At 37.7% G+C, this 23,982-nt stretch carries 22 protein-coding genes; 17 read left to right on the forward strand and 5 right to left on the reverse strand.

The window, feature by feature from the left end:
• Window positions 1-81: 81 nt before the first annotated feature.
• The 4 genes from E4O04_RS02965 to E4O04_RS02980 all read left to right on the forward strand — a co-directional run bounded on the left by E4O04_RS02965 (window position 82) and on the right by E4O04_RS02980 (window position 3,949).
• Window positions 82-1,188, forward strand: a complete 1,107-nt coding sequence (locus E4O04_RS02965; protein ID WP_253685589.1) for an ATP-binding protein — start codon at window positions 82-84, stop codon at window positions 1,186-1,188.
• On the forward strand, window positions 1,175-1,597 hold the full coding sequence (locus E4O04_RS02970) for a hypothetical protein (protein ID WP_253709830.1): 423 nt from the start codon (window positions 1,175-1,177) through the stop codon (window positions 1,595-1,597). Before E4O04_RS02965 ends, E4O04_RS02970 begins: the two co-directional genes overlap by 14 nt.
• Window positions 1,598-1,729: 132 nt before the next feature.
• Window positions 1,730-2,545 (forward strand): hypothetical protein, encoded by an 816-nt coding sequence (locus E4O04_RS02975; protein ID WP_253685585.1) that lies wholly within the window; start codon window positions 1,730-1,732, stop codon window positions 2,543-2,545.
• 21 nt (window positions 2,546-2,566) lie between these two features.
• On the forward strand, window positions 2,567-3,949 hold the full coding sequence (locus E4O04_RS02980; RefSeq protein ID WP_253685583.1) for an MATE family efflux transporter: 1,383 nt from the start codon (window positions 2,567-2,569) through the stop codon (window positions 3,947-3,949).
• 60 nt (window positions 3,950-4,009) lie between these two features.
• Here the strand turns inward: E4O04_RS02980 and E4O04_RS02985 are convergent, their stop codons facing one another.
• The gene (locus E4O04_RS02985; protein WP_253685581.1) at window positions 4,010-4,945 is read right to left on the reverse strand and encodes a radical SAM protein; all 936 of its coding nucleotides are present in this window, start codon (window positions 4,943-4,945) and stop codon (window positions 4,010-4,012) included.
• Between the two features lie 131 nt (window positions 4,946-5,076).
• Between E4O04_RS02985 and E4O04_RS02990 the strand changes: the two genes are divergently transcribed.
• The 13 genes from E4O04_RS02990 (at window position 5,077) to E4O04_RS03050 (ending at window position 20,096) form a co-directional block, all read left to right on the forward strand.
• Entirely contained in the window at window positions 5,077-6,699 is a 1,623-nt protein-coding gene (locus E4O04_RS02990) for an ATP-binding protein (RefSeq protein WP_253709833.1), read from the forward strand.
• Window positions 6,700-6,717: 18 nt separating this feature from the next.
• On the forward strand, window positions 6,718-7,440 hold the full coding sequence (cobJ, locus tag E4O04_RS02995) for a precorrin-3B C(17)-methyltransferase (RefSeq protein WP_253709836.1): 723 nt from the start codon (window positions 6,718-6,720) through the stop codon (window positions 7,438-7,440).
• Entirely contained in the window at window positions 7,437-8,195 is a 759-nt protein-coding gene (gene cobK / locus E4O04_RS03000; RefSeq protein ID WP_253709838.1) for a precorrin-6A reductase, read from the forward strand. The genes cobJ and cobK overlap by 4 nt, the downstream gene beginning before the upstream one ends.
• Window positions 8,182-8,949 carry an ABC transporter ATP-binding protein gene (locus E4O04_RS03005; RefSeq protein WP_253709841.1) on the forward strand — a complete coding sequence of 256 codons (768 nt, stop codon included), beginning with the start codon at window positions 8,182-8,184 and terminating at the stop codon, window positions 8,947-8,949. The genes cobK and E4O04_RS03005 overlap by 14 nt, the downstream gene beginning before the upstream one ends.
• Before the next feature lie 181 nt (window positions 8,950-9,130).
• Window positions 9,131-10,060 (forward strand): hypothetical protein, encoded by a 930-nt coding sequence (locus E4O04_RS03010; protein WP_253677452.1) that lies wholly within the window; start codon window positions 9,131-9,133, stop codon window positions 10,058-10,060.
• 200 nt (window positions 10,061-10,260) lie between these two features.
• Window positions 10,261-11,163: a Fic family protein gene (locus tag E4O04_RS03015; protein ID WP_253709845.1), complete on the forward strand. Its 903-nt coding sequence runs from the start codon at window positions 10,261-10,263 to the stop codon at window positions 11,161-11,163.
• Window positions 11,164-11,307: 144 nt separating this feature from the next.
• Window positions 11,308-12,072: a nucleotide exchange factor GrpE gene (locus E4O04_RS03020; RefSeq protein WP_253709848.1), complete on the forward strand. Its 765-nt coding sequence runs from the start codon at window positions 11,308-11,310 to the stop codon at window positions 12,070-12,072.
• Window positions 12,073-12,091: 19 nt separating this feature from the next.
• Window positions 12,092-14,038 (forward strand): molecular chaperone DnaK, encoded by a 1,947-nt coding sequence (gene dnaK, locus E4O04_RS03025; RefSeq protein ID WP_253709851.1) that lies wholly within the window; start codon window positions 12,092-12,094, stop codon window positions 14,036-14,038.
• A gap of 84 nt (window positions 14,039-14,122) precedes the next feature.
• The gene (gene dnaJ, locus E4O04_RS03030) at window positions 14,123-15,259 is read left to right on the forward strand and encodes a molecular chaperone DnaJ (protein WP_253709853.1); all 1,137 of its coding nucleotides are present in this window, start codon (window positions 14,123-14,125) and stop codon (window positions 15,257-15,259) included.
• A gap of 85 nt (window positions 15,260-15,344) precedes the next feature.
• A complete protein-coding gene (locus E4O04_RS03035; protein ID WP_253685563.1) occupies window positions 15,345-16,796 on the forward strand; it encodes a PP2C family protein-serine/threonine phosphatase in 1,452 nt (483 codons plus the stop codon).
• Window positions 16,797-16,801: 5 nt separating this feature from the next.
• The gene (locus E4O04_RS03040) at window positions 16,802-18,928 is read left to right on the forward strand and encodes a PP2C family protein-serine/threonine phosphatase (RefSeq protein ID WP_253685561.1); all 2,127 of its coding nucleotides are present in this window, start codon (window positions 16,802-16,804) and stop codon (window positions 18,926-18,928) included.
• Window positions 18,929-18,937: 9 nt separating this feature from the next.
• On the forward strand, window positions 18,938-19,261 hold the full coding sequence (locus E4O04_RS03045; RefSeq protein WP_253709856.1) for an STAS domain-containing protein: 324 nt from the start codon (window positions 18,938-18,940) through the stop codon (window positions 19,259-19,261).
• A 31-nt stretch (window positions 19,262-19,292) separates the two neighbouring features.
• Window positions 19,293-20,096, forward strand: a complete 804-nt coding sequence (locus tag E4O04_RS03050) for a M15 family metallopeptidase (RefSeq protein ID WP_253709858.1) — start codon at window positions 19,293-19,295, stop codon at window positions 20,094-20,096.
• On the opposite strand, the gene E4O04_RS03055 is transcribed toward E4O04_RS03050, so the two are convergent.
• From E4O04_RS03055 to E4O04_RS03070, 4 genes are read right to left on the reverse strand one after another with little or no spacing between them, the layout of a single operon-like run.
• Window positions 20,093-21,037, reverse strand: a complete 945-nt coding sequence (locus tag E4O04_RS03055) for a cation diffusion facilitator family transporter (protein ID WP_253709860.1) — start codon at window positions 21,035-21,037, stop codon at window positions 20,093-20,095. The genes E4O04_RS03050 and E4O04_RS03055 overlap by 4 nt on opposite strands.
• A gap of 31 nt (window positions 21,038-21,068) precedes the next feature.
• Entirely contained in the window at window positions 21,069-22,031 is a 963-nt protein-coding gene (locus E4O04_RS03060; RefSeq protein WP_253709862.1) for an ABC transporter ATP-binding protein, read from the reverse strand.
• The gene (locus E4O04_RS03065) at window positions 22,024-23,022 is read right to left on the reverse strand and encodes an ABC transporter ATP-binding protein (protein ID WP_253709864.1); all 999 of its coding nucleotides are present in this window, start codon (window positions 23,020-23,022) and stop codon (window positions 22,024-22,026) included. Before E4O04_RS03065 ends, E4O04_RS03060 begins: the two co-directional genes overlap by 8 nt.
• Complete coding sequence (locus E4O04_RS03070; protein ID WP_253685549.1) at window positions 23,019-23,981, reverse strand: ABC transporter permease; 963 nt, start codon at window positions 23,979-23,981, stop codon at window positions 23,019-23,021. Before E4O04_RS03070 ends, E4O04_RS03065 begins: the two co-directional genes overlap by 4 nt.
• Window position 23,982: the final 1 nt, after the last annotated feature.

A 23,982-nucleotide genomic window follows, 5' to 3' on the forward strand; every position in this document is an offset into this window, starting at 1 on the left:
ACTTGACAAAAACAAAAAAAATAATATAATTATATTAGTTCTGATTATTGGAAGTAATCATTAATACAGAGGAAGGTGTTTATGATAATAATGAATTTAGAACTGGATAATTTATTCGGTTTTGGAGACTTTAAAGTCAATTTTTCCTATCCTAAAAGACCTGTAAAAACTTCAATTATCGGAGAGTATTTAAAAACAAAGCCCAATTTTAGATATAAAAAGGTAAATATACTTATGGGTGCTAATGCTTCCGGTAAAACATCTCTAGGCCAAGCTTTAAAAGATATTTTTAATTTTATTGAAAGAGGAAAATTTGAATTATTACAGAATGACTTTTTAGATAAAACAAAATCTGCTTATTTTTCTATAGATTTTTTAACTGATGAAGAATATCTATATAGAGTCAGTTGTAAATTCTCTTTAAAAGAAATACAGGAATTCGATGTTTATAATTGTAAGATATTAAAAAATGATTCGTATGAATCATGTGTTCAAAAACTAAAAAAAGCTTATCCGGATGCTCAAACTGACTTTATTCAAAAATTATCTGCTATTCCTAATATAGGATGGCTTTTTACTTTTCCTAAAGATGAGTCGAGTACCTATCTCATGGAGAATGATATAGATGTATTAAAACTTGATATTTTAAACGCTGTTTTAAAAACGCTTGATACTTCTATTACCGAAGTAATTGCAAGTTCTGAACTTGCAAATGCTTATATTATCAGAAGTAAAAATGGAGATGTAGTTATTCAAAACGGACAAATTGTTGATAAAAATATTTTATCAAGCGGTACAAAAGCGGGACTTGATATTTCTTATTTGATTAGTGCAATTTATTTAGGTGTCTTTGAGTTTTACTACTGTGATGAACAATTTTCTTTTATACAAAGTGATATCGAGCAAACAATACTTAGTTTGATGATTTCTCTTTTAAAGCCTAACACTCAACTTTTTTTTACAACTCATAATTTGGATATTTTAGAAATGAATTTGCCTATTCATTCTTTTATGTTTTTACGAAAAGACGATAAAATACAAGTTGTACATCCTGAAGAAAAAATCAAAAAAAATGATGTGTCATTGAGAAATGCCGTTAAAAATGATGTATTTGATATTTCGCCCGATATCACAAAGCTTCTTGAAATAGAAGACTCTTGCGCGGAGGTTTTATATGAAGACATTTAATTCATATATTTATTTGGTTGAAGGAGAAACAGAAGCAAAGGCGATCAAGGTTTTAAAAGAAAAATATATTATTTCAGGAAAGATTCGAATTTTGCATCAAAAGAGAATAAGTCATACACTGTTACGTACCTTGCCGGTTAATTCGAGTGTGATTCTCGTATTTGATACGGATATTTCATCTACTGCAAGTACAATAAAAAAGAATATCGAAATATTGAAAAAAGATGGAAATAATCTTAATGTAATCTTGATTCCTCAAATTCGTAATCTTGAAGAAGAATTTATTTTTTCTACATCTATAAAAGATATCAAAGAGTTATTAAACAGTAAATCCCGGCGGGAATTTAAAAGTGATTTTATAAAAGAAAAAAATTGCCTAAAAAACTCGAAGAAAAGAATTTTAATATAGAAAAATTTTGGTCAAGAGAAGCTGACAAATCAAGCGGTTTTAGCGGATATAAAAATAGCTCAAACAAAATAAAATATACTAATTAACCGCCTCTTTTCAAAACCCTCGATAATCTGATATAATACCCCGCCGATGGAAAAAGATAAGTGGAATGCTTTTTGTAAATTTAAAAGCGAGTATAAAGCCGAATGTATTCATTACCTTGATATTTTGGGATATAAATATAAAGAACCTTTTTTAGAAAACTGTGCCGCCCAATCTTTTAAAAAAGAAAATGCTTTATTTTTTAAGGAGGGCTTGGCCAAGCTTCAAGAAGAGGCGGCTCGAGCGGCTAAGACTCCTCCCTATACTGTGGAAACTCCGATAGTGTATAATCACGCTTGGGAGTTAATCGGTCAAGATGATGAGATTAAGCTCATTGTCATAGGCGATAATCCGGGGAAAAATGAGCAGCTGCATAAAAACCAAAAGTACCTTGTCGGTCTTGCAGGAAAGATTGCGGATAATTTCTTTAAAAAAAATCCCTCATTCGGAATCGATTTTAGAAAGAATGTCATTATCCTAAACAAAACGCCCATTCATACTGCCAAGACAAAACAGCTCGATTTTCTTTTAAGAAAAGACGGGGACGGTTCTTTTAAAAAATTTTATGAAGAGACTCAGATTTTTACGGCTCAAAAAACGGCTGAGGTTCAAAAAAAATTGGGCTGCCCGATTTGGCTTGTGGGTTACAGCGAACTTAAACCCCGCGGCTTATTTCAATCTTACGCAGATGAAATAAAGAACCTATATGCCGATACAAAGAATCCGCAAATTTATCTTTATCAGCACTTTTCGATGAACAGATTTTTGATTGATCTAAAAGATAATTATGATCAAAATATCAGCCTTGAAGAAAATTTATCTCTTTTAGGAATAAGACATCGAAAAGAAATTTTAGATTTTTAATGCAGGGGAGCTTTAAGACTTATGACTACGAATTTAAAACCGGCTGTAAATTTAAAATCGGTATTTTCCGATAAATCTTTTTTAAAAAACTTATTTATAATTGCCGTGCCCATAATATTGCAAAACTTTATAAGCTCCTTTGTAAATATTTTAGACACCATAATGATAGGCCGGCTCGGCACTGTCGAACTTGCGGCGGTAGGTCTCGGCAATCAATTATTCTTTTTATTGAATTTGATTTTATACGGAATAGGTTCGGGCGGAATGGTTTTTACCGCTCAGTTTTGGGGCAAAAAAGATTTTAAGGGCTTACAAAAAACATTTGCAATCTCACTAATTGTTGCGGTTTTTTTCAGCACCCTCTTTACCTTGGTCTGCACTATTTTCCCGAAAGAAATTTTATCCCTTTACTCAAAGGATGCCGCGGTAATCGAAAAGGGCGTGGACTACCTGAGTATTTCTGCTTTTTGTTTTTTGCCTTTTGCAGTGAACTTTATTTTTATGATTACCCTGCGCTCTATCGAAAAGGTAAGAGTAGCGGTTGCGGCAACTCTCGTTTCTCTTTTTGTAAACTTAATCTTAAATGCCGTTTTAATTTTCGGCTTGTTCGGTTTTCCTGCCCTCGGAGTTAAGGGGGCTGCTATTGCAACAGTTGCTTCCCGGGCTGCAGAGCTTATAATTCTTTTTTCGGTAACAAAGAAAAAGAAATATCCCATACTCGGAAAGCTCAAAAATCATTTTGACTTTGACCTTAAATTTATAAGACAATATTTTACGATAGTTATGCCCGTTTTAATAAACGAATCCTTATGGTCTTTGGGCATCACCTTTCACCATAAGATATTTGCAGGAATCGGAACCTTTGCCTATGCCTCCTACAACATCACAAACACCGTTTCGATGCTGACTTGGGTTATCTTTATCGGCTTCGGAAACGGAGTCAGCGTTTTGATAGGCAAAAAAATCGGAGAAAAAAATTATGATGAGGCAAAAACTTATGCGGCGAAGGTTTCAATCTTTGTACCCTTTGTTGCAGTTTTTGTAGGAGCTATGTTAATTCCCATTTCGTATTTAACTCCTATTTTCTTTAATGTAGAAAAAATAGTCTTAGAGACCGTAATGAAGCTTTTTATAATTTTAGCCTGCTGTTATCCCTTAAAAGCCTATAACATGTGTATGCTTGTCGGTATTCTGAGAGCCGGAGGCGACACACGCTTCGGCATAATCTGCGACACGGCAGTTATGTGGTGTGTTTCTATTCCCTTGGCCTATTCCTTATCGATCTACACTTCTATTCCTGCATGGGGAATTTATATTTGCCTTTTTAGTGAAGAACCCTTTAAGGCCCTTTTAGGCCTTTGGAGAATCCGGTCAGGTAAATGGCTGCGCTCCGTGACGGATTGATGACACCCTTAGCTAGATCCTACATATTGAGAATGTACTAAGCCGGACGGCTTGATCGGCTTAGGCGGTTTTCCACACCTTGCCTGTGCCGTCCGATTTTTCGAGAGAGGGGGTACATTCTCCGTTTACAAAGGCGTAATCTTTTTGCAGAGGCTTGTAGCTTTCGATTTTGGCTTGGATGTGTTTAAGCATCTTTTCTCTATCCTTAGGAAGATAGCCTCTTACCCTAAACTCCAGATAGTCATGGAAGCCGTCATAAAAAATAGGGCAGGTTTCATTTCCTAAAAGCTCGATCAATCTTTTTTCTTCTATAAGATTTTCCGTCTCGCTTGCAGCCTCATATTTTCCCGCCCTTATATCACTATAAAGCGGAACTTCTTTGTGGAGAAACATAGAAAAATTTACAACTCGGATGGGCTTCGTTCTATTTAAAAACTCTGCCGTTGCCTCGGCATTTTCTATGCTTCTGTCTTTTCCGGCTATGCCCGTCATAATGTGTGCCCCGAAAGAATAGCTGTGTTCTTGTATTTTAGAGATTGCCCTTTCGGCTTCGGTCCTTGTGTGATCCTTATTCATAAATAAAAGCACATCCTCCAAGCCGCTTTCTATTCCGATATAAAGAGTTCTAATTCCGTGAGTGTATAGGCTTTCCAATTCGGCATCGGTTTTTTGCAAAATGCCAGTGATTGTTGCATCCATGTTTATGCAATTACAATCGGGAAAATATTTATGAATTAAATTTAAGATTTTTAAAAGATGTTCCGTTTTTAAATTAAAGGCGCTTCCGTCTCCTAAAAAAATTTTAGAAAGGTTCCCGTTTAAATTTTTTACGCGTATAAGCTCCTCTTCAATTTGCGAAAGAGGCAGCTCCCTATACTTTATACTGCGGAATAAGTTACAAAACTTACACTTATTATACGAGCAGCCTGCCATTACCGGAAGCATAAAAGAAGCGCGCTCCATAGGAGGTCTGCAAATTCTACCTTCATATTCCATAAATATCTCCTCGTACATATTATACCTTCAAAATAGTGTACTTTCAAGATATGCTTAGATTTTGCCTCGGCTTGTACATAAGGGGTTTTTGTTATATAATTGTAAATAATTAAGGTTGAGGAGGTTTAAGATTGAATCTTTACAGAAAACTGCCTATAGGCGTACAAAGTTTTGAAGTCATGCGGAATGATAAATTTTTGTATGTGGATAAAACCGAATTTGTTTTTAAGCTGACTAATTCAAATAGAGTCTACTTTTTAAGCCGACCTCGCCGCTTCGGAAAAAGCCTTTTTCTTTCTACCCTCGAGGCCTATTTTTTAGGAAAAAAAGAGCTTTTTAAAGGCCTGTACATTGAAAAGGCGGAAGAAGAAAGAGCTAAGGCTGAAAACTCGGAGCCTTGGATTGAATATCCCGTTCTTTACTTGGATTTCAATATCGGAAAATATGATGAACCTAATTCTTTAAAAAGCCATCTAAATCTGGCTTTATCTAAATTTGAACAAATATATGGAGCTTATAAACAAGAAGAAGAATTAGCCCAAAGGTTTGCGGGTATAGTCCAGAGAGCTTATGAAAAAACAGGCAGGCAGGTTGTTATCCTCGTAGACGAGTACGATAAACCGCTTTTGCAAACAATGTCGGTAAATGAAACTCTAAACGAAGAATTCCGCAGCACTCTAAAATCTTTTTATTCCGTTATAAAGACTTGCGACAAGTACATACGCTTTGCCTTTTTAACGGGTGTAACCAAATTCAGCAAGGTAAGTATTTTCAGCGACTTAAATAACTTGCAGGACATAAGCCTTCACGAAGATTGCTCTGCCCTCTGCGGCATAACCCAGGAAGAATTGACGGCCGTTTTTTCTCCCGAAATTCAGGTACTAGCCGACAAAGAAAAAATAAGCTATGAAGAGTGTTTAAGCCTTCTTAAAAAAAGATATGACGGATATCTTTTTGCAAAGGAAGGAAAAAACGTTTATAACCCTTTCAGTCTTTTAAATGCTTTTTCTGCAAAGGATGTTGGAAGCTACTGGTTTGCGACGGGAACTCCGACCTTCTTGGTAAACTATCTAAAAGATGCTCACTATAATATTCCCGACTTGGACGGAAAGGTTGAGCTTGACGAAGCAGGACTCGCCGATTACAGAGCCGACACAAAAAATCCTCTGCCGATTTTGTTTCAGTCCGGCTATCTTACAATTAAAGAATATATAAGGGAGGCCGCTCTTTACAGATTAGGCTTTCCCAATGATGAGGTACGTTACGGCTTTTTTAAAAACCTTTTACCTGACTACACTTCCTTGCGTACCGATCAAACAGCATCTTCCGTTTGGCGTTTTACGGAAGATGTGAAGAACGGAAATGTAGCCGGCTTTATGGAAAGAATGCAGTCCATAATTGCAGGCGTCCCCTACGACAATCTTCCTAAAGACAAACTAAAACTTAGGGAGCAAAATTATCAGACTGCCGTGTACCTAATCTTTAAGCTGATGGGGCAATTTGTAGAAACTGAGGTGCACTGTGCCGCAGGAAGAGCAGATTCCATCGTGCATACTAAAGATACAATTTATATCTTTGAATTTAAACTTGACGGGAACGGAAGTGCGGAAGATGCAATAGCACAGATAAAAGAAAAAGGCTATGTTGTGCCTTTTAAATCAAGCGGTAAAAAAATAGTCTTAATAGGTTCATCCTTTGACGAAAAGGAGCGCACCATAAAAGACTGGAAATATGAAACTTTTGATAACCAATAGATTTTAAAGGAAACAAAATTGAGTAAACTATTTGTTGTAGGTATCGGCCCCGGCGGGCCGGAACAGATGTCGGTTCAGGCTGTCGAGGCCTTAAAAGAGTCCGAAATAATCGTAGGTTATTCGGGCTATATTGAATATGTAAAACCCCTTATCGAAGGAAAGGAAGTTTTTCAAACCGGAATGACCGGCGAAATTGAAAGATGTAAGTATGCGGTTTCAAAGGTAAAGGAAGGAAAAACCGTAAGCATTATAAGCACGGGAGATGCCGGGCTTTACGGAATGGCAGGCCCAATCTTGGAACTTGCTCCCGATTTAAATGTCGAAATAGTTCCGGGAATTTCCGCAGCCTTTGCCGCAGCTTCACGGCTGGGTGCCCCACTGATGCATGATACGGCCCTTATAAGCCTTTCAGACAGGCTTACCGATTACGAGGTTATAAAAAAAAGGCTCAAGCTGGCAGCCGAGGGAGACTTTGTAATAGCCCTTTACAATCCCAAATCTAAAACTCGTTCCGATTATATCGAAGAAGCCGTAAATATAATTTTAAAATTCAGGTCTCCTAAAACGCCTGCGGGCATAGTAAAAAACGCCTGCCGCAATAATGAAGAAGTTATTGTCACCGAGCTTCAAAAAATAGATTACGAAAAAATCGATATGTTCACCCTCATGATCATCGGGAACAGCAACACCTATATCCAAAACGGAAAAATGATTACGCCCCGAGGTTACGAGATTAAATGATCTGGATTATAGGCGGAACGACCGAGGCCGGAAACCTTGCAAACTTTTTAAAGGAAAAAAATGCGCCCTATATAATGAGCGTTGCAACGGAAGAAAGCAGGGATTTTTTTAAAAACCATAAACTTAAAATCGGCAGAATGGATGCCCTTCAAATGGAACAATTTTGCATTGCAGAAAAAATAAGCCTCATTGCCGATTTAAGCCATCCTTATGCCCTCATCGTTTCTCAAAACGCAAAAAAGACCGCTCAAAACTTGAACATAAAATATTTACGCTTTACCCGCGGACATTCGCAATCTTCAACGGACTTGGAACAAAATAGCTTTTACACTTTTGATGACATGGAAGGCCTTTGCTCATTTTTAAAAGAATTAAAATCTTCTACGGTTTTTTTTACGACGGGTTCCAAAACCGTTTCGGACTTTGAAGCTTTCCGCTCCTCAAACCGCTTTGTATATAGAATTTTACCTACGGCGGACAGTATCGAAAAATGCAAAAATGCAGGAGTTGCGACTCAGGATATAATTGCCATGACAGGCCCCTTTTCTCAAAATTTAAATGAAGCTATGTTTAAAGAATACGGAGCTTCCTATGTTGTGATGAAGGACAGCGGAGATGCCGGAGGCACAAGGGAAAAACTCGCCGCCTGTGAAGCTCTAAATATAATAGCCTTAATTCTCGGACGCGGAAAAGAAGAGGGCATTAACGAATTTGAAGAATTTAAAAAAGAGGTTTTAAAATATGGACATGCTTAGGATAGAGGATTTAAGCCTTTCCTACTGCGACAAACCTGTTGTTCAAAATTTAAACCTAAGGGTAAAAAAAGGGCAGGTGGTTTCGATAATCGGGCCCAACGCTTCGGGGAAGTCCACCGTTTTAAAAAGCATCGCAGGAATTATAAAACCCGTTTCAGGTAAAATCTTTATCGAAGAAAAAGATATCTCAAAAATGGATTCCAAAAAACTCGCCCAAAAAGTTTCTATCCTATTACAGCAAAATAAAAACCCTGACGATATAAGCATCGAAGAATTGGTCTATTTCGGCCGTTATCCCCATAAAAAATGGTTTGAGGGCTTTGAAGCTTCCGATCAAAAGATAATAGAAGAAGCTATGAAGCTTACAAATACCTTTGCTTTGCGGGACAAAACCTTGGAAACACTGTCCGGCGGCGAAAGACAAAGAGCTTGGATCGCTATGGCCCTTGCCCAAGAGCCTGATATCCTTTTGTTTGATGAGCCGACCACCTATTTGGATCTGGCTCATCAAATAGAATTCTTGGAGCTTGTAAACCGTCTAAACAAGGAAACGGGGGTTACGGTAGTTTTGGTTCTTCACGACTTAAATCAAGCTGCCCGTTACGGCAACCACCTTTTTGCGATGAAAGGGGGTAAAATTTTTGCCCAAGGCAGTCCCGAAGAAGTCCTAACCCCTGAAAATATTTTAAGTATCTATAAGATAGAGGCTGATATCATCAATAGACCCGACAGATTGGTCGTAATTCCAAGATAATGCATAGATAAACGCCGCTGCAATCTGGTTTACAAACTATGGAGAAATATGAGAGTGGAAAAATGTTTAATTTAATCTAAAATTATGGAATTACGGACTTGAAAAACATGATTTTTTGAGGTAGTATTTGGACGGGTTTAATGTATGTTAGAACGACGCCTATCGGCGCGAGGAGAAAAGAATGAGAAAAGTAGTATTGGTGATTGTTTTATTTTTTTCAGTTAATTGCCTGTTTTCTGAAAAGAATAAATATTTTTTTTATGTTCCGTCAACTGAAGAAATGCAGGTTTATTTTAGTATGAAGAATTACCTTTCAGAATGGGATGCCGGCAAACGTGTAGTAGATGATTTAACTTTCGATAAAATATATCAAAATAATATTGGAAAAGAAACGATAAATAGTTTACTACTTGAAAGTTTTTTTAGAAATACACGAAATGCCAAGATACAACAGCAATTAAAAAAATATATAAAATCCAATAAAATTGACTCATCATTTTCAAAAGCAATAGTAAAGAAAATTGATTCAAAATTAGAAAAACAAAAGACATCAGAAAAAGAAGTATGGAGATATAATTATGACGATAAGGAATTTGATGAGAATATAAATTTATTCAATTTTAGAGAAGCGAATGTGTTTAATAATAAACTCGGTATGCTGCTCTTTGATAATGATTGGAATCAAATTTCTTTTAGTCAAAAAGAAAAGACTTCCGAAGATAAATTTTTTCTGATTTACGGAGGTGGTACAAACTCAATAACAATTAATTTCTATGAGAAAAATGGAGTAAAGAGAGAAGATTTGGATGTTGCGATGAACCAAGGCTATTATAAAAACAGACATCCAAATAATTGGCAGTCAATAGAGTTGGAGCGTGAAGGAATTTTATGGAATTGTGGAGCCGATAAATATATTATTGCTTTCGGAAGTGACCCGGAAGGTAGTTCAGCAACCTTTAATGCATATCTTTATGATGAAAAAGAAAAAAGATTATATTTGATGAGTACATCAATGAATTTTTCAAATATCAATATGTTTTATTCTGAAAGATATAGAATATATAATTATTTACTTTTCAATTCATTGTTTTGTTTTATAAATAAAAAATAATCAGTTCTAACACTCATATTCAACCTGCCATTGCGGAGGAGCCGCAAATGCAGGTTAAGCGAATGCTAGACGACAGCCCTCTGAGCCGGTAAAGTAATATAAATGTACAAATAAACCGTTTTATTGTCGGCAAAATAAAATTGAATTTAAATACATAAATCCGCTTTATATATTGCCGATAATGTGTTATAATATTACCTATGAATAAGATAAAATACATATCTGTTAAAGAAACTGCAAAGCACTGGCAAATCAGTGAACGTAGTGTAAGAAATTACTGCTTGCAGGGTAGAATTGCGGGGGCTCTATTAGAAGGTAAAACATGGAAAATCCCTTCCGATGCAAAAAAGCCTCATCGAAAAACTCGTCATACAGCAAAACAAGATACTCTCTTATCATTTCTTAAACGTGAAAAAGAAGCCGGTCTGAAAGGCGGAATTTATCACAAAATTCAGATTGACCTTACTTATAATTCAAATCACATCGAAGGTTCAAAACTTACCCACGAGCAGACTCGATTCATTTTTGAAACAAGAACTCTTGGCGTTACAGATGACGTTGTTAGAGTTGATGATATTGTTGAAACAGTCAATCATTTTCATTGTATTGATTTAATAATAGAAGGTGCACATACGAAACTTTCAGAAAGTTTTATAAAACAGCTTCATTATGTTCTAAAGTACGGTACAACTGATAGCCGAAAATCATGGTTTAAGGTTGGGGATTATAAAATGCTGGAAAACGAAGTGGGCGGTGATGAAACTACAAAACCTGCGGATGTTGCAGCAGAGATGAAAGCATTATTAACGGAATACAATTTAAAAGCCAAGATCACTTTTGATGACATCTTAGATTTTCATGTCCGATTTGAAGCTATTCATCCATTTCAAGACGGTAATGGCCGTATTGGAAGATTAATAATGTTCAAGGAATGTCTTAAACATAATATTGTCCCTTTCATAATTACTGAAGAACTAAAAATTTACTATTACAGAGGAATTAAAAAGTGGAAAAATGAAAGAGGTTATTTAAGAGACACTTGTCTTACCGGACAGGATTTAATGAAGCAATATTTGGATTATTTCGGTATTATGTATGATTAATTATTATTTTAATTAATAGTGCTTGCATGGTTCTGCAATAAAAATCTTAAAAAATACGGTATGATTTTAGAAAAGCCCTTGACCCTTTTTTTTTCTATTAGTATCTTCTTATAAGATAAAGTTATAGCTATTGTTGGAGTTCAAATGAGTAAGAATCATGAAAAGCAGGCCGAAAAAAAACAGGCGGAGAAGGAAGAACTTGAAAAAGACCTTCAGCCTAAAGATGAGCCGCCTGTGAAAGATGAACAAGGGGCCGGATGCGGTTGTGAAGCTTCAAAAGAAATCCCTCAAGAAGAAAAAGCAGAGCACAGCACTTCTTCCGGCGAAACATGCGGAAAAGAAACAGAAAATGATAAGGCTTCTGAGCTTGAAAAAAAGATAGAAGAATTGGAAGCCCAATGTAAGGACTGGCAGGATCAGTACTTGCGCAAGGCTGCGGATTTTGAAAACTACCGCAAACGTATGATTAGGGAAAAGCAGGAAGCTATAGACTACGCAAACAGCAATCTGCTTTTGGATCTTGTACAGGTTCTGGATGATTTTGACAGAGCTATTGATGCAGGTAATAATGCCGGCAAAAATCAAGGCGGAGAAGCCGCAAACAATGCCTTTGTTGAAGGCGTTGTGATGATAAAAAATCAAATGGTTTCTATGCTGAGCTCAAAGTACGGACTTAGCTATTACCCTGCAAAGGGAGAAGCCTTTGACCCGAACCTTCACGAAGCCGTTTCAATGATTCAGTCTCCCGATGTAAAAGAGGCTGTTGTAGGGGAAGAGCTCCAAAAAGGTTATAAGCTAAAAGAAAGAGTGATCCGTCACTCCAAGGTAATGGTCTTAATGCCTGCCGAAAAGCAGGATGAAAAAGAGGCGGAAGAAAGCGAAGCCGCCGATAAAACAAACGAAAACTAGGTAATAGGAGATATTGAAAATGGGAAAGATTATAGGAATTGACTTAGGAACAACAAACTCTTGCGTATCGGTAATGGAGGGCGGCGAGCCTGTCGTTATACCGAACTCTGAAGGCGGAAGAACAACTCCGTCCATTGTAGGCTTTACCTCAAAGGATGAAAGGGTTGTAGGCCAGCCTGCAAAAAACCAAATGATTACCAACCCCGAAAGAACGGTTTACTCGGTAAAACGCTTTATCGGACACCGCTACAATGAACTCACAGACGAGTTAAAGCGGGTTCCCTACAAAATCGTACCTCAGGGCGATGATGTAAGAATCGACATTGACGGAAAACTTTATTCCACACAGGAAATTTCCGCCTTTATTCTGCAGAAAATGAAAAAAACAGCCGAAGACTATCTCGGCGAAACCGTAACCGAAGCCGTTATAACTGTTCCGGCTTATTTTAATGATGCTCAAAGGCAAGCAACAAAGGATGCAGGAAAAATCGCCGGTTTGGAAGTAAAGCGGATTATAAACGAGCCCACAGCCGCTTCCTTGGCCTTCGGTTTTAATAAGGACTCTAAAAAAGAAAAAACAATCGCCGTATATGACCTCGGAGGAGGAACCTTCGATATTTCTATTCTTGAACTGGGTGACGGCGTTTTTGAAGTAAAATCCACAAACGGAGATACCCACTTAGGCGGTGATGACTTCGATAACCGAATAGTAAACTGGCTCGTCGACGAGTTTAAAAAGGATACAGGTATCGACCTTTCCAAGGATAGGATGGCCTTACAGCGCTTGCGCGAGGCTGCCGAAAAGGCAAAGATTGAGCTTTCTTCCGTTGCAAACACTGATGTAAACTTGCCCTTTATCACAGCCGATGCAAACGGGCCTAAGCACTTACAAAAGAGCCTATCCAGGGCTAAGTTCGAGCAGATGACAGAAGACCTCTTTGAAAGAACAAAGGAGCCTTGCCGAAAAGCATTGAAGGATGCCGGTATCACTCCCGACAAAATCGACGAAATTCTTTTGGTCGGCGGTTCAACCCGAATGCCCAAAATTTTACAGATTATAAAAGAAATCTTCGGTAAAGAAGGCTCTAAGAGCGTAAACCCCGATGAGGCAGTAGCAATGGGAGCCGCTATTCAGGGCGGTATCTTGGGAGGAGACGTTAAAGATGTTCTTCTCTTGGATGTTACACCTCTTTCATTGGGTATCGAGACAATGGGAGGCGTATTTACTCCTCTTATCAACCGAAATACCACGATTCCGACGAGAAAGAGTCAGGTCTTCTCGACAGCTGCCGACGGACAGACTGCCGTTTCCATCCATGTATTGCAGGGTGAGCGCGGTATGGCCAGCCAGAACAGAACTCTCGGCAACTTTGACCTCGTAGGTATTCCTCCGGCACCCCGCGGTGTTCCGCAGATTGAAGTTACCTTCGATATTGACGCAAACGGTATCGTTCACGTTTCGGCTAAAGACCTGGGAACAGGAAAAGAACAGCACATCCGCATCGAAAGCTCCAGCGGCCTAAGCGAGAGCGAAATCGACAGGATGGTTAAAGAGGCTGAAGCCAATGCCGAAAACGATAAGCTCGAAAGAGAAAAGGTTGAGGCAAAGAATAATGCAGACTCTCTTATTTATCAAACCGAAAAAACTCTTAAAGAAATGGGAGACAAAATAGGGGCTGCCGATAAGCAGAATATTGAAACTGCAATAGCCGATTTAAGACAGGCCCTTGCTTCCGATAATACGGCCGACATTAAGGCAAAGACCGAAAGCCTCCAGCAGGCCGCTTATAAGATAGCAGAAGAAATGTACAAGCAGCAGGGAGCTCAAGCCGGTGCAGACCCCAACGCAGGTGCTCAAGGAGCTCAGCAGGGCGGCCCCAATTACGGCGCTTCCGGAGCAGGCCCCAACACAGGCACAGCCGATGATGTTGACTATGAAGTCGTAAATGATGATAATGATAAATAAATTTTAAGAATTAACACGGCGGAGAAAGGGTCTTTAGATTTTCTCTTTTCTCCGCCTATTAAATTTTCACACTGGGAGTTTTTAGTGCCGGCATCTAAAAGAGACTATTACGAGGTTTTAGGCGTAGATAAAAGAGCCTCAAACGACGAAATCAAAAAAGCATATCGAAAATTAGCAATCAAATATCATCCCGATAAAAATCAAGGGGATAAGACAGCTGAAGAAAAATTTAAAGAAGCTACTGAAGCTTATGAAATTCTTATAGACGAAAAAAAGCGCAGCATGTACGACCAATTCGGTCATGCAGGCGTAGACGGAATGTCGGGCGGAGGAGGCTATGATCCTTCTGCCTTCCAAGGTTTTGAAGACATCTTCGGCGGAAGCTTTTCCGATATTTTTGAAAATCTATTCGGAGGCGGCTTTGCCCGTGCTTCAGGTTTCGGAGGCCGTCATGCCGGCCCTATCCGCGGATCCAATCTGCGCTATGATCTTCAAATTTCTTTTGTTGATGCCGTTTACGGGAAAAAAGCTGAGCTCAGCTATACCCGCAACGAAAAATGCGCCGAATGTCACGGCAGCGGAAGTGAAAGCGGAAGCTCAAAGAGAATGTGTCCCGATTGTAAGGGTACGGGACAGGTACGTCAAAGTACCGGCTTCTTTTCTATATCGAGGCCATGTCCGACCTGCGGCGGCGAAGGCTCTATAATCGAAAAACCGTGTAAAAAATGCGGAGGAAACGGCTTAGAGCGCAAAAAACAGCGCATAATCGTTACCATTCCTGCCGGGGTCGAAAACGGAAAACGCATTACTATCCCAAGTCAGGGAAATGCAGGTCAATCGGGAGGAGACTATGGAGACCTCTTTGTATTTATCTTTGTTCAAGCTCATCCTCATTTTGAAAGAAACGGAATAGATCTCTACTGTGCAGTTCCTATTTCGATGACGCAGGCTGCCTTGGGAGGAGAAATAAACATCAAATCCCTTGACGAAAAAACCTTAAAGCTTAAAATCCCTGCCGGAACTCAAAACGGAAAACTTTTAAGAATCCGGGGCGAAGGAGTTCCTACAGGAATAGGCCGAAAGGGCGACCTTTACATTCAAATACAAGTGCAAATTCCTTCAAGGCTTTCTTCAAAGTCAAAAAAACTTTTGCAGGAAATTTCCGAGCTTGAAGGCGAAAACGAGAATCCGAATCTCATAGCCTTAAAGGATTTGCCTTAAAATAGACAGTTTGAATTTTTTTTACTTTATACTTTATCTTTATTTTATTTTATGGTATAATACCTCCTAAGCTGGAGAGGTCATAATGATAAAATTACGCAAATTACTTTCTAATATTCTAATAAGTATCGGGATGGGTAGTGTTTTTGCTCTTTTCTTGATATTTATAAGTCCAAGGTTTTTGTTTTTAGGTAAATTTTATTCGGCTAATGACATGACTCTGGCTTTAAGCCGCTTGGCAAGGATCCCTGAGATAACTCAGGTTCACCGTTTTATCATAGGTGCCTTGGTCTTTGTCATTGTAGCAATCTTTGCAGACTATCTTATACGTACCTTTTATAAGAAAATAGAAACTAGAGCATACGATAAGCCTAAAACTAAGATTTTTGCCGAATTTTTAAAAAAAATCAGGTTTTGCTACACAATCGAAAATTTAATAGACACCGTACAAAGTGAGCTTGAGTATTCAGGCGATTGTTCTGTAATGCTTGTAGATCCTATAGAAAATATAGTATTATACAATAGCACTTCAAGATTTGTTTCCTCTCCCGAAACTTTTACCTCTCTCCATGAAATTACGGCAGAATACAAGCCCGGAGTTTATTTTTTTAATGCAGATATGCAGGATTGTAAACTGAAAAATGCCCGTATTGCTGCGGTAATCTTAGAAAAAATGCAATTTTTTATTATTTGCGGATATTTTAACGAGGTTGAACCTGAAATTTTTAATACCATGTTTTCGGAATTTTTGAGTTATCAAAACAGGGTTACTACTCTTGAACAGCTTTTATACTTCTCGGAATTAAGTCAGGAATGGAATATGGTTGCCGGCACACAAAAAGCTTTTTTACCTCAAAAACTTCCTGAGATGCCTATGCTTGAGTTGGCAGCTTATTTTAAGCCTCTTGTAAACGTATCGGGCGACTATTATGATGCCATCAAGGTTGATGAACATAAGACCCTCTTAGTTGTAGGAGACGTTTCCGGTAAGGGCCTTTCAGCTGCATTGGTTATGGGTATTGTTGTAAATACAATTAAAATAGCAAAAAATAAAGAAGATCTTCCTGCTCTTGTTTTGGCGGTGGACAGCGCAATAAAACGAATGGGGCTCTTGGATAAATATACGGTTTTATTTTTGGGATTGGTTGATACCGAAAAAATGACTATAAAATATGTTAATGCTTCAATGGAAGATCCTATGATTCTCACTGAATCTCCGGACGGTTACAAGGTAAAAGTGCTTGAATCTACTTGCAGTATTGTAGGCATAATTGAGTTCGATAAAATAGAAGTGCATGAAAGGCCTCTTTATAGGGGGGACGTAATTTTAATGATGACAGACGGTGTTCCTGAGGCTATGAATGCTGAAGGTGTCGAATTAGCTGAGACCGGCACATACATGGAGTCTATAAAATCCTTTGTTCAATATAGTGCAGATGATATAGTGCAAAAAGTTGCCGGCATGGCTTATGCTCATGCAGGTAATCAGTCCATGAGAGATGATATTACTATAATGTGTGCTAAGGTTAAGGGGTAAAAACTATGGGCCTGATTGTTTTTGTATTCTTTTTTCTTGTTGTCTTAACGATATTGGCTATAAGTCTTATTTTTAAAGAAGAGCCTTATGCAAGAGATCTTTTTATGATTGCCGGAACGACAGTATTAACGACCCTGCTCTTTTTGACCTTGATATTGGCATTATATTTTAACTTTTCAGGTGTGGTTTTTATTGTATCTAAAATTTTCATGATAGGTATGGTTTTAATTTCATTTTTTACCTTACAGTTTACCGTTAAAATGCCGCACTTTGAACTTAAGAAAAATATTTCTTTTACAGTGTTTAATGGTATTTTACATTTAGGAATTGCTTCATTGGCAATTTTCTTTGTAAAAGGATTCTTTTGGAATCCCTTATCCGGTTTTAAATTCACGTCAACTATGATAGCGGGAAATCCTGCCGCAGATATCTTTGAAAGGCTCCTCCTTTTGTTTGTACCTGTTTTGGCCATGTTGATTTCTATATATAAAATTTTTAAGGAAGGAAGTAAAATCTACAGGCAGCAGATGATAATTTATTTTATGGCTCTTCTTTTTAGCGTAATTATTTGGAGCTTTGTATATTATCTTTCTACTATTTTTTCATGGGCAATAGCCATAACACCTCTTGGATATCTGCTTTTAGTTTTCTTCACTTCATTCGGGTTTTCAACCTCAATGGTATATGATAGAAAACAGCTGTTCCTTGCCTTATTGAGGTTTTTGATTTTTATTTTAGTCTTTGCTGCCGTAACAGGATTTTGGGCTTCATGGGTTCTTACCTATGTCCGAAATTTTTATCTTCAGATATTTTTGTTGATTGTAGGTGCTCTTGTTTTTCTCGTTATTAGAAATTTTGTTTCTCAAAAATTTAGATGGTTCTTGGGAGATACGTCCGAATATGCAAAGGCCATAGAGGAAAAATTGCAACAGGTTGACTATACGGAAGGCCGTGAAAAAGTTATGGAAAACTTTTCGAATATTTTGTTGGAACAGCTAAATGCCGGCTCTATCAATATTTTGATTACTAGTGACAGTGAAATATTGGAACCTGTTTATTCGACAATAAACGTAACTTCTACTTTTGATGCTAATCAGCGTATCTTTGAATTTTTATTGAATGAAAACATTCAGGTTGTAATGAGATCTCAAGTTTTGACAAATCCTGCTTTTTTCGGTGTAAGGAGCGAGTTAATCAGCTTTATGAACAGCACGTATGCCGAAATATTGATTTGTGTACGTGAAGGTCAAAAGCTGATAGGCGTTATTTCCATTTCTTCTAAAAAAAGGAAAGAAGCTTATACTACATATGACTTTGATGTATTAAACAGTCTTTATTCTTACTTCTTTTTGGTTGTTTATTATTTACGAAATATTGCAAAACAGGATATAGTTCTTATCCTTGACCGGGAAATAGAAATGTCCGACCAAATTATCGGAGCAATTCAAAAGAATATCGATATCGTCGAAAAAAAGGTTATTGATGTGGATTCGGTTGCCTTTTCAGCCCATCAACTGGGAGGCGATTTTACAGACTTTATTAGATTGTCTGAAGATAGATATTTATTTTTGATAGGAGATGTTTCCGGTAAGGGATTGAGTGCAAGTATGTCGATGGTTATTTTGAAGTCTGTTATGCATACCTATCTTTCAGAAACTCCCGATTTTAAAGAGCTTGTAGTAAAGATAAATTCCTTTATTAAAAATAATCTTCCTAAAGGTACATTTCTGGCAGGCCTTTTTGGTATTATAGATTTTAAGAGCTCAACAATATACTATCTTAACTGCGGTATTCCTCTTATGTCGATGTACATTGATTCTTATAAAAATGTTATCGAAATACAGGGAGAGGGAAGGGTATTAGGCTTTGTAAAAAATATCAGACCATTCTTAAAGGTCAGAAAAATTACAATGAACCGTAATGATGTTATAGTCTTTACGACTGACGGTCTTCTGGATTCTAAAAACTTAAAAGGCGATAAATTCGGAAATGATAGAGTACGCCGCTTAATTGCAGCGAATAAGACTAAGTCTGCTAAAGAGATTTCCAATGCAATATATAAAACTTTTTTGGATTATATTGCCCATGAAATTGAAGATGATATCACTATTATGACATTTAAACATATATAAGGAAGTTTTATGGAGAATTTAATTATTAATGAATCGCATGTATCCGGACGTTTGTTATTAACTATCGAAGGCACTGTTAATCTTTATACATCCGGTGATTTTGAAAAAAAAGTATATTCAGCAATTAAAGACCATGATACAATTTTGGATCTATCAAAGGTAACATCCTTGTCATCGTCAGGAATTGGAGTGCTTATGTCTGCCCATAACGATAGTGAAGATAACGGACACAAAATGTATGTATTGAATCCGGCTAAGGATGTTAAAATGGCTTTGGACACAACCGGTTTTTCGGATGTGTTTAATATTATACATTCCGTTGATGAGATTTAAGTAATATACTTTGATTATAGGCTTATAATTTATGTATTCTGCTCTGAAGAAAAACATTTTTGTTGTTTTATTCTTTGTTTTATTCATTGCCGGTTATACGGAAGACGAATCAAGGTATGATGAAAATGTATATAAAAAAGTTTGTACATATATTTCAAGACGTTTTCCCAAAAGTATTTATAATAAAATAGACAACAACCGAATAGATTTTCTTAAAGATTTGACGGCAGTGTTAAAAGACGAGAAAGAAGATGAGCTTATTTTGGTAGATAAGCTTAATCTTCTTGATAAAGATTATAAGCCGAAAAATATTATATTGTTGGTAAATATAAAAGACAGAAAATATGTTCTTTATCGCCATGATATCTATCTCGCAAAAATTGCAGAAAGGCCTCTCCAGAGAATGGCAGAAGCCGCTCAAAAAGACGGAGTTGAAATTCTAATTCGTTCCGCTTACAGAGATCATGCTAATCAATCTCGGCTTTTCCAAAGATATATTAAAGAATATGGGCCTTATGAAACTTCGGTATTTTCTGCTCCTCCCGGAGCCAGTCAACATCAACTCGGTACGACAATTGATTTTGGAAGTATTGACGATTCTTATGCCGATACCGCAGCCGGTAAATGGATGTTTAATAATGCGTGGAGATTCGGCTGGTCTCTATCTTATCCTAAAGATATGGAACATATTACGGGCTATAAATGGGAAAGCTGGCACTACAGGTATTTGGGTGTTGAGGCTTGCAAGTTTCAAAAGGAATGGTTTGGCGATATTCAACAATATATGCTGGAATTTATTGACCTTTGGAAAAAAGAGAAAGCAAAGCTAAATTAGTTGTTTATATCTTTTTCGGAAAGCCCGAATCCTTCTTCCTCACAGTTATGAATTCCATAAGGTTCAATGTGTACCATTACATCATAAACATTTTCTATTTTTGCTTTAATTGCAGAAGTTACCTTTTCTGCTATACAATGTCCCTCGCAAATGCTCATTTTAGCATCAACCTCTATATCCAGATCTATATCTAAGAGACTGGCCATCCTTCTTATTCTTGCACGGTGAGGATTATGAGCTCCTTCAACCGAATTCACGGCCTCAAATAATTGTTTATACAAAATATCGTTTGTGTTTCCATCCATCAATTCGACATTCAGTTCCATAAAAAGCTCTATGCCGGACTTCATAATCCAAAGGCTTACCAGCAGGGCTGTAATTGCGTCAAAAAAAGGTGCCTTAAAAAAATGGGAAATTGCAAGGCCTGTTAAAACCGAAGCCGAAAGGATTACGTCATTTGTCATGTTTTTTGCATTGGCTTGAATTATCATGCTGCCGGCCTTTTTGCCTAAAATATGCTGGCTTAAAGCCAATAGCAATTTAATTGTTATTGAAGATAGGGTAACTATGATAGCAAGAATGTGAGGCATAGGAAGAATAACGGAATTTTTATAAACGTTTATAAGCTTGCCTCCTGCCGTAATAAAGAGCTGAAAGCCTGCGATCGTAATTATAAAGGCTAAGATGAGTGAGGCCATGGTTTCTGCGCGCTGATGACCCCATGGGTGCTCCTTATCCGAAGGCCGGCTTATTATAAAACTCACTGCAAGAGTCATAACAGCTATGATAACATCGGCAGCAGAGTCAAGTCCGTCGCCGATTACTGAAAGGCTTTTTGCATAAATTCCTATTACAAGTTTTGCAATACATATTATTATGTTTCCGATAAGAGAAATAAGGGAGGCAATTCTGACAAGTTTTACTCTATTACCGCTGTTCATCTTTTGATTATATCAAAATAATAAAATAAAATCAATCTTGAATTAAATGGCAGGCCGTAAAATGGCCCTCTTCGGTTTCGATTAATTCCGGCTGAATTAACTTACATTTTTCAAAGGCTTTTGGGCAGCGTTTGTAAAATCGGCAGCCTTGGGGCGGATTGATTGCACTGCTTATTTCTCCCTTAATATGAATACGCCGTGCCGACATGGGAGCATCTATATCGGTACTTGGAATTGCAGAAATTAAGGCTTGTGAATAAGGATGAAGCGGGTTTTTATATAGGTCTACACTTTTTGCAAACTCTACAAGTTTTCCCGCATACATAACTCCGACCTTATCCGAAATATACTTTACGATAGATAAATCGTGGGCAATAAATAGATAGGTCATTTTAAATTCTTTTTGAAGCCTTATCAATAAATTTATTATCTGGGCTTGAATTGAAACATCAAGAGAAGAAATCGGTTCATCGCAAACTATAAAATCCGGCTGCACAGCCAAGGCTCTGGCGATACCGATTCTTTGCCTTTGACCTCCGGAAAATTCATGAGGAAATCTATTTGCATGTTCGGGGACGAGACCTACCGTTTCAAGAAGATAGTATACGGCCTCTTCTCTTTCTTTTTTTGTTTTATACAAATTATGTGCTTCCATGCCCTCCGAAATAATTTGCGAAATTGTCATGCGGGGATTAAAAGAAGCGAAAGGATCCTGTAAAATTATTTGGGCTCTCTTTTTAAAAGCATGCAATTCTTTTTTTGAGGCTGAACCGATTTCGGTCCCGTCAAAAATTATTTTTCCCCCGTTGGGGCGGTAAAGGCCGAGGACTGTTCTGCCCAAAGTGGTTTTTCCGCAGCCCGATTCGCCTACTATGCCTACCGTTTCTCCTCGGTTTACCGAAAAGCTTACATCATCGACTGCATGTAAAATTTCTTTACGGCCCAATTTGAAGTATTTTTTTAAATTGCAAACTTCTAAAAAAGTGTCAGCCATTGTTTTTTCCTTTTGCAAAATCATGCTGAAGCCAGCAGGAAGTAAGATGGTCTTCGCTTACCCTCATTTCGGGAGGCCTATGTGTAAGGCAAACCTTCATACATTTTTCGCACCTGTCGGCAAAGGCGCAGCCTTTTGAAAGAGAAAGCATATCGGGATGATTGCCTTCCGGAGCATAAAGTTTTGTTTCTTTCAATTGGTCGATTGAAGGAACGGCTGCGAGCAATGCCTTGGTGTAAGGGTGTCGGGCATTTTTAAAAATATGTTCGGCTTTTCCGCGCTCTATAATTTTTCCTGCATACATAACCTGAATGCGGTCTGCAACTTCGGCTGCAATTCCAAGGTCGTGGGTGATAAGCATTACGGCCGTCCTTGTTTCTTTTTGAATTTTTTGTATCAGCTCCAAGATCTCGGCTTGAATTGTTACATCGAGAGCCGTTGTCGGCTCATCTGCAATTAAGATTTTAGGATTGCTTGCAAGGGCTATTGAAATTAAAACCCTTTGCCTCATGCCTCCGGAAAATTCGTGTGGATATTGCTTGAGTCTTTTTTCCGGATCAGGGATTTGAGCCAGCTCTAATATTTTTATAGTTCTCTCTAAGGCTTCTTTTTTGCTTACCTTCTGATGAATTAAAATACTTTCCATAACCTGTCTGCCTATGGGCATTGTAGGGTTTAGATAGCTCAAGGGGTCTTGAAATATCATGGATATTTCGTTTCCTCTTATGTGCTGCATTTCTTCTTCGGAATATTCCAAGATATTTTTATCTGCAAAAATAATTTGAGATTTTTCGTGTATGCGCGTTTTTTTTCCGGGGAGGAGTTTTAAAATCGAGTGAGCCGTAACGCTTTTTCCGCAGCCCGATTCTCCGACAAGAACCAGGGTTTCATCTTCGTATAGATTAAAAGAAATTCCGTTCACGGCATAAATTGTTCCGCCGTAATTTTTGAAGGTAACTGCCAAATCTTTAACTTGTAAAATAGGCTTCATTTGTACTTCCTTAAATGAGGATCCATTGCATCCCGTAGTGCATCGCCTATAATCTGCAAGGATAAAATTGTGAGACTTATAAAAAGGGCAGGAAAAAATAATTGGTAAGGATAAAAGAGCATTGTCTTTTGAGCTTCCGAAGCTAAAACGCCCCAGCTCGTATAAGGCGGCTGAATGCCTAAGCCTATATAAGATAAAAAGGCTTCTCCAAAAATAAATGAAGGAATATCAAATGTTAAGGCTATTATCATAATGCTTACAGTATTTGGAAGTAAATGTTTTATGATGATTTTAAATGAGCTTGTGCCTAAGGCTTGTGCTGCCAAAATAAAGTCTTGATTTTTTATCTGTAAGACCTGCCCGCGCACAAGACGAGCCGTAAAACACCAGCCTGTAATCGTCATTGCAATGATAATCGAAAAAATTCCTTTGCCGAAAATAAGAGAAATTAAAATAGCCGTAATTAAATACGGAATGCTTGAAAGTATTTCGACTATACGCATCATGATTGTGTCTGTTCTTCCGCCTGCATAGGCTGAAGCTCCTCCATAAATTAAGCCTATGCTCATGTCGATTGCAGCTCCCACAATTGCAATTATAAGAGAAACCCGTCCGCCCTTGCATACCCTTGTAAAGATATCTCGGCCCAATTCATCGGTTCCAAAAAAATGCGAAAAAGATGGGCTTAGATTTTTTTCTTTTAAGTTTCCGTTGTCGGCAGAATACCCGCTTAAAATTGGGCCGAATAAACATATTAAAATAATCAAGCCTAAAACTGCACAAGAAAAAAGGGCGCGTTTGCTTTTTTTAAATCTCCTCCGCACATCTTGCCAAAAGCCTATGCTGACTCTTGTTGTTTGAAGTGTTGTTTTTGTTCTTGTAACCGGTTCAAAATCAGATAGACTTAGATTGAGTTCTTTAATTTGATTATCATAGCTCGTTATTATTTTCTCATCCATT

Source organism: Treponema sp. OMZ 799, assembly GCF_024181365.1.
In the GTDB taxonomy this organism is placed as follows: domain Bacteria; phylum Spirochaetota; class Spirochaetia; order Treponematales; family Treponemataceae; genus Treponema_B.

Coding starts and splice junctions, on each gene's coding strand:
- E4O04_RS03040 (WP_253685561.1), top strand. CDS start 16,802: ATGGGCCTGATTGTTTTTGTATTCTTTTTTCTTGTTGTCTTAACGATA.
- E4O04_RS02975 (WP_253685585.1), top strand. CDS start 1,730: ATGGAAAAAGATAAGTGGAATGCTTTTTGTAAATTTAAAAGCGAGTAT.
- E4O04_RS03060 (WP_253709862.1), bottom strand. CDS start 22,031: ATGGCTGACACTTTTTTAGAAGTTTGCAATTTAAAAAAATACTTCAAA.
- dnaK (WP_253709851.1), top strand. CDS start 12,092: ATGGGAAAGATTATAGGAATTGACTTAGGAACAACAAACTCTTGCGTA.
- E4O04_RS02965 (WP_253685589.1), top strand. CDS start 82: ATGATAATAATGAATTTAGAACTGGATAATTTATTCGGTTTTGGAGAC.
- E4O04_RS03020 (WP_253709848.1), top strand. CDS start 11,308: ATGAGTAAGAATCATGAAAAGCAGGCCGAAAAAAAACAGGCGGAGAAG.
- E4O04_RS02980 (WP_253685583.1), top strand. CDS start 2,567: ATGACTACGAATTTAAAACCGGCTGTAAATTTAAAATCGGTATTTTCC.
- cobK (WP_253709838.1), top strand. CDS start 7,437: ATGATCTGGATTATAGGCGGAACGACCGAGGCCGGAAACCTTGCAAAC.
- E4O04_RS03050 (WP_253709858.1), top strand. CDS start 19,293: ATGTATTCTGCTCTGAAGAAAAACATTTTTGTTGTTTTATTCTTTGTT.
- E4O04_RS02970 (WP_253709830.1), top strand. CDS start 1,175: ATGAAGACATTTAATTCATATATTTATTTGGTTGAAGGAGAAACAGAA.
- E4O04_RS03015 (WP_253709845.1), top strand. CDS start 10,261: ATGAATAAGATAAAATACATATCTGTTAAAGAAACTGCAAAGCACTGG.
- E4O04_RS03010 (WP_253677452.1), top strand. CDS start 9,131: ATGAGAAAAGTAGTATTGGTGATTGTTTTATTTTTTTCAGTTAATTGC.
- E4O04_RS03005 (WP_253709841.1), top strand. CDS start 8,182: ATGGACATGCTTAGGATAGAGGATTTAAGCCTTTCCTACTGCGACAAA.
- E4O04_RS03070 (WP_253685549.1), bottom strand. CDS start 23,981: ATGGATGAGAAAATAATAACGAGCTATGATAATCAAATTAAAGAACTC.
- E4O04_RS03065 (WP_253709864.1), bottom strand. CDS start 23,022: ATGAAGCCTATTTTACAAGTTAAAGATTTGGCAGTTACCTTCAAAAAT.
- E4O04_RS03055 (WP_253709860.1), bottom strand. CDS start 21,037: ATGAACAGCGGTAATAGAGTAAAACTTGTCAGAATTGCCTCCCTTATT.
- E4O04_RS03035 (WP_253685563.1), top strand. CDS start 15,345: ATGATAAAATTACGCAAATTACTTTCTAATATTCTAATAAGTATCGGG.
- E4O04_RS02985 (WP_253685581.1), bottom strand. CDS start 4,945: ATGGAATATGAAGGTAGAATTTGCAGACCTCCTATGGAGCGCGCTTCT.
- E4O04_RS03045 (WP_253709856.1), top strand. CDS start 18,938: ATGGAGAATTTAATTATTAATGAATCGCATGTATCCGGACGTTTGTTA.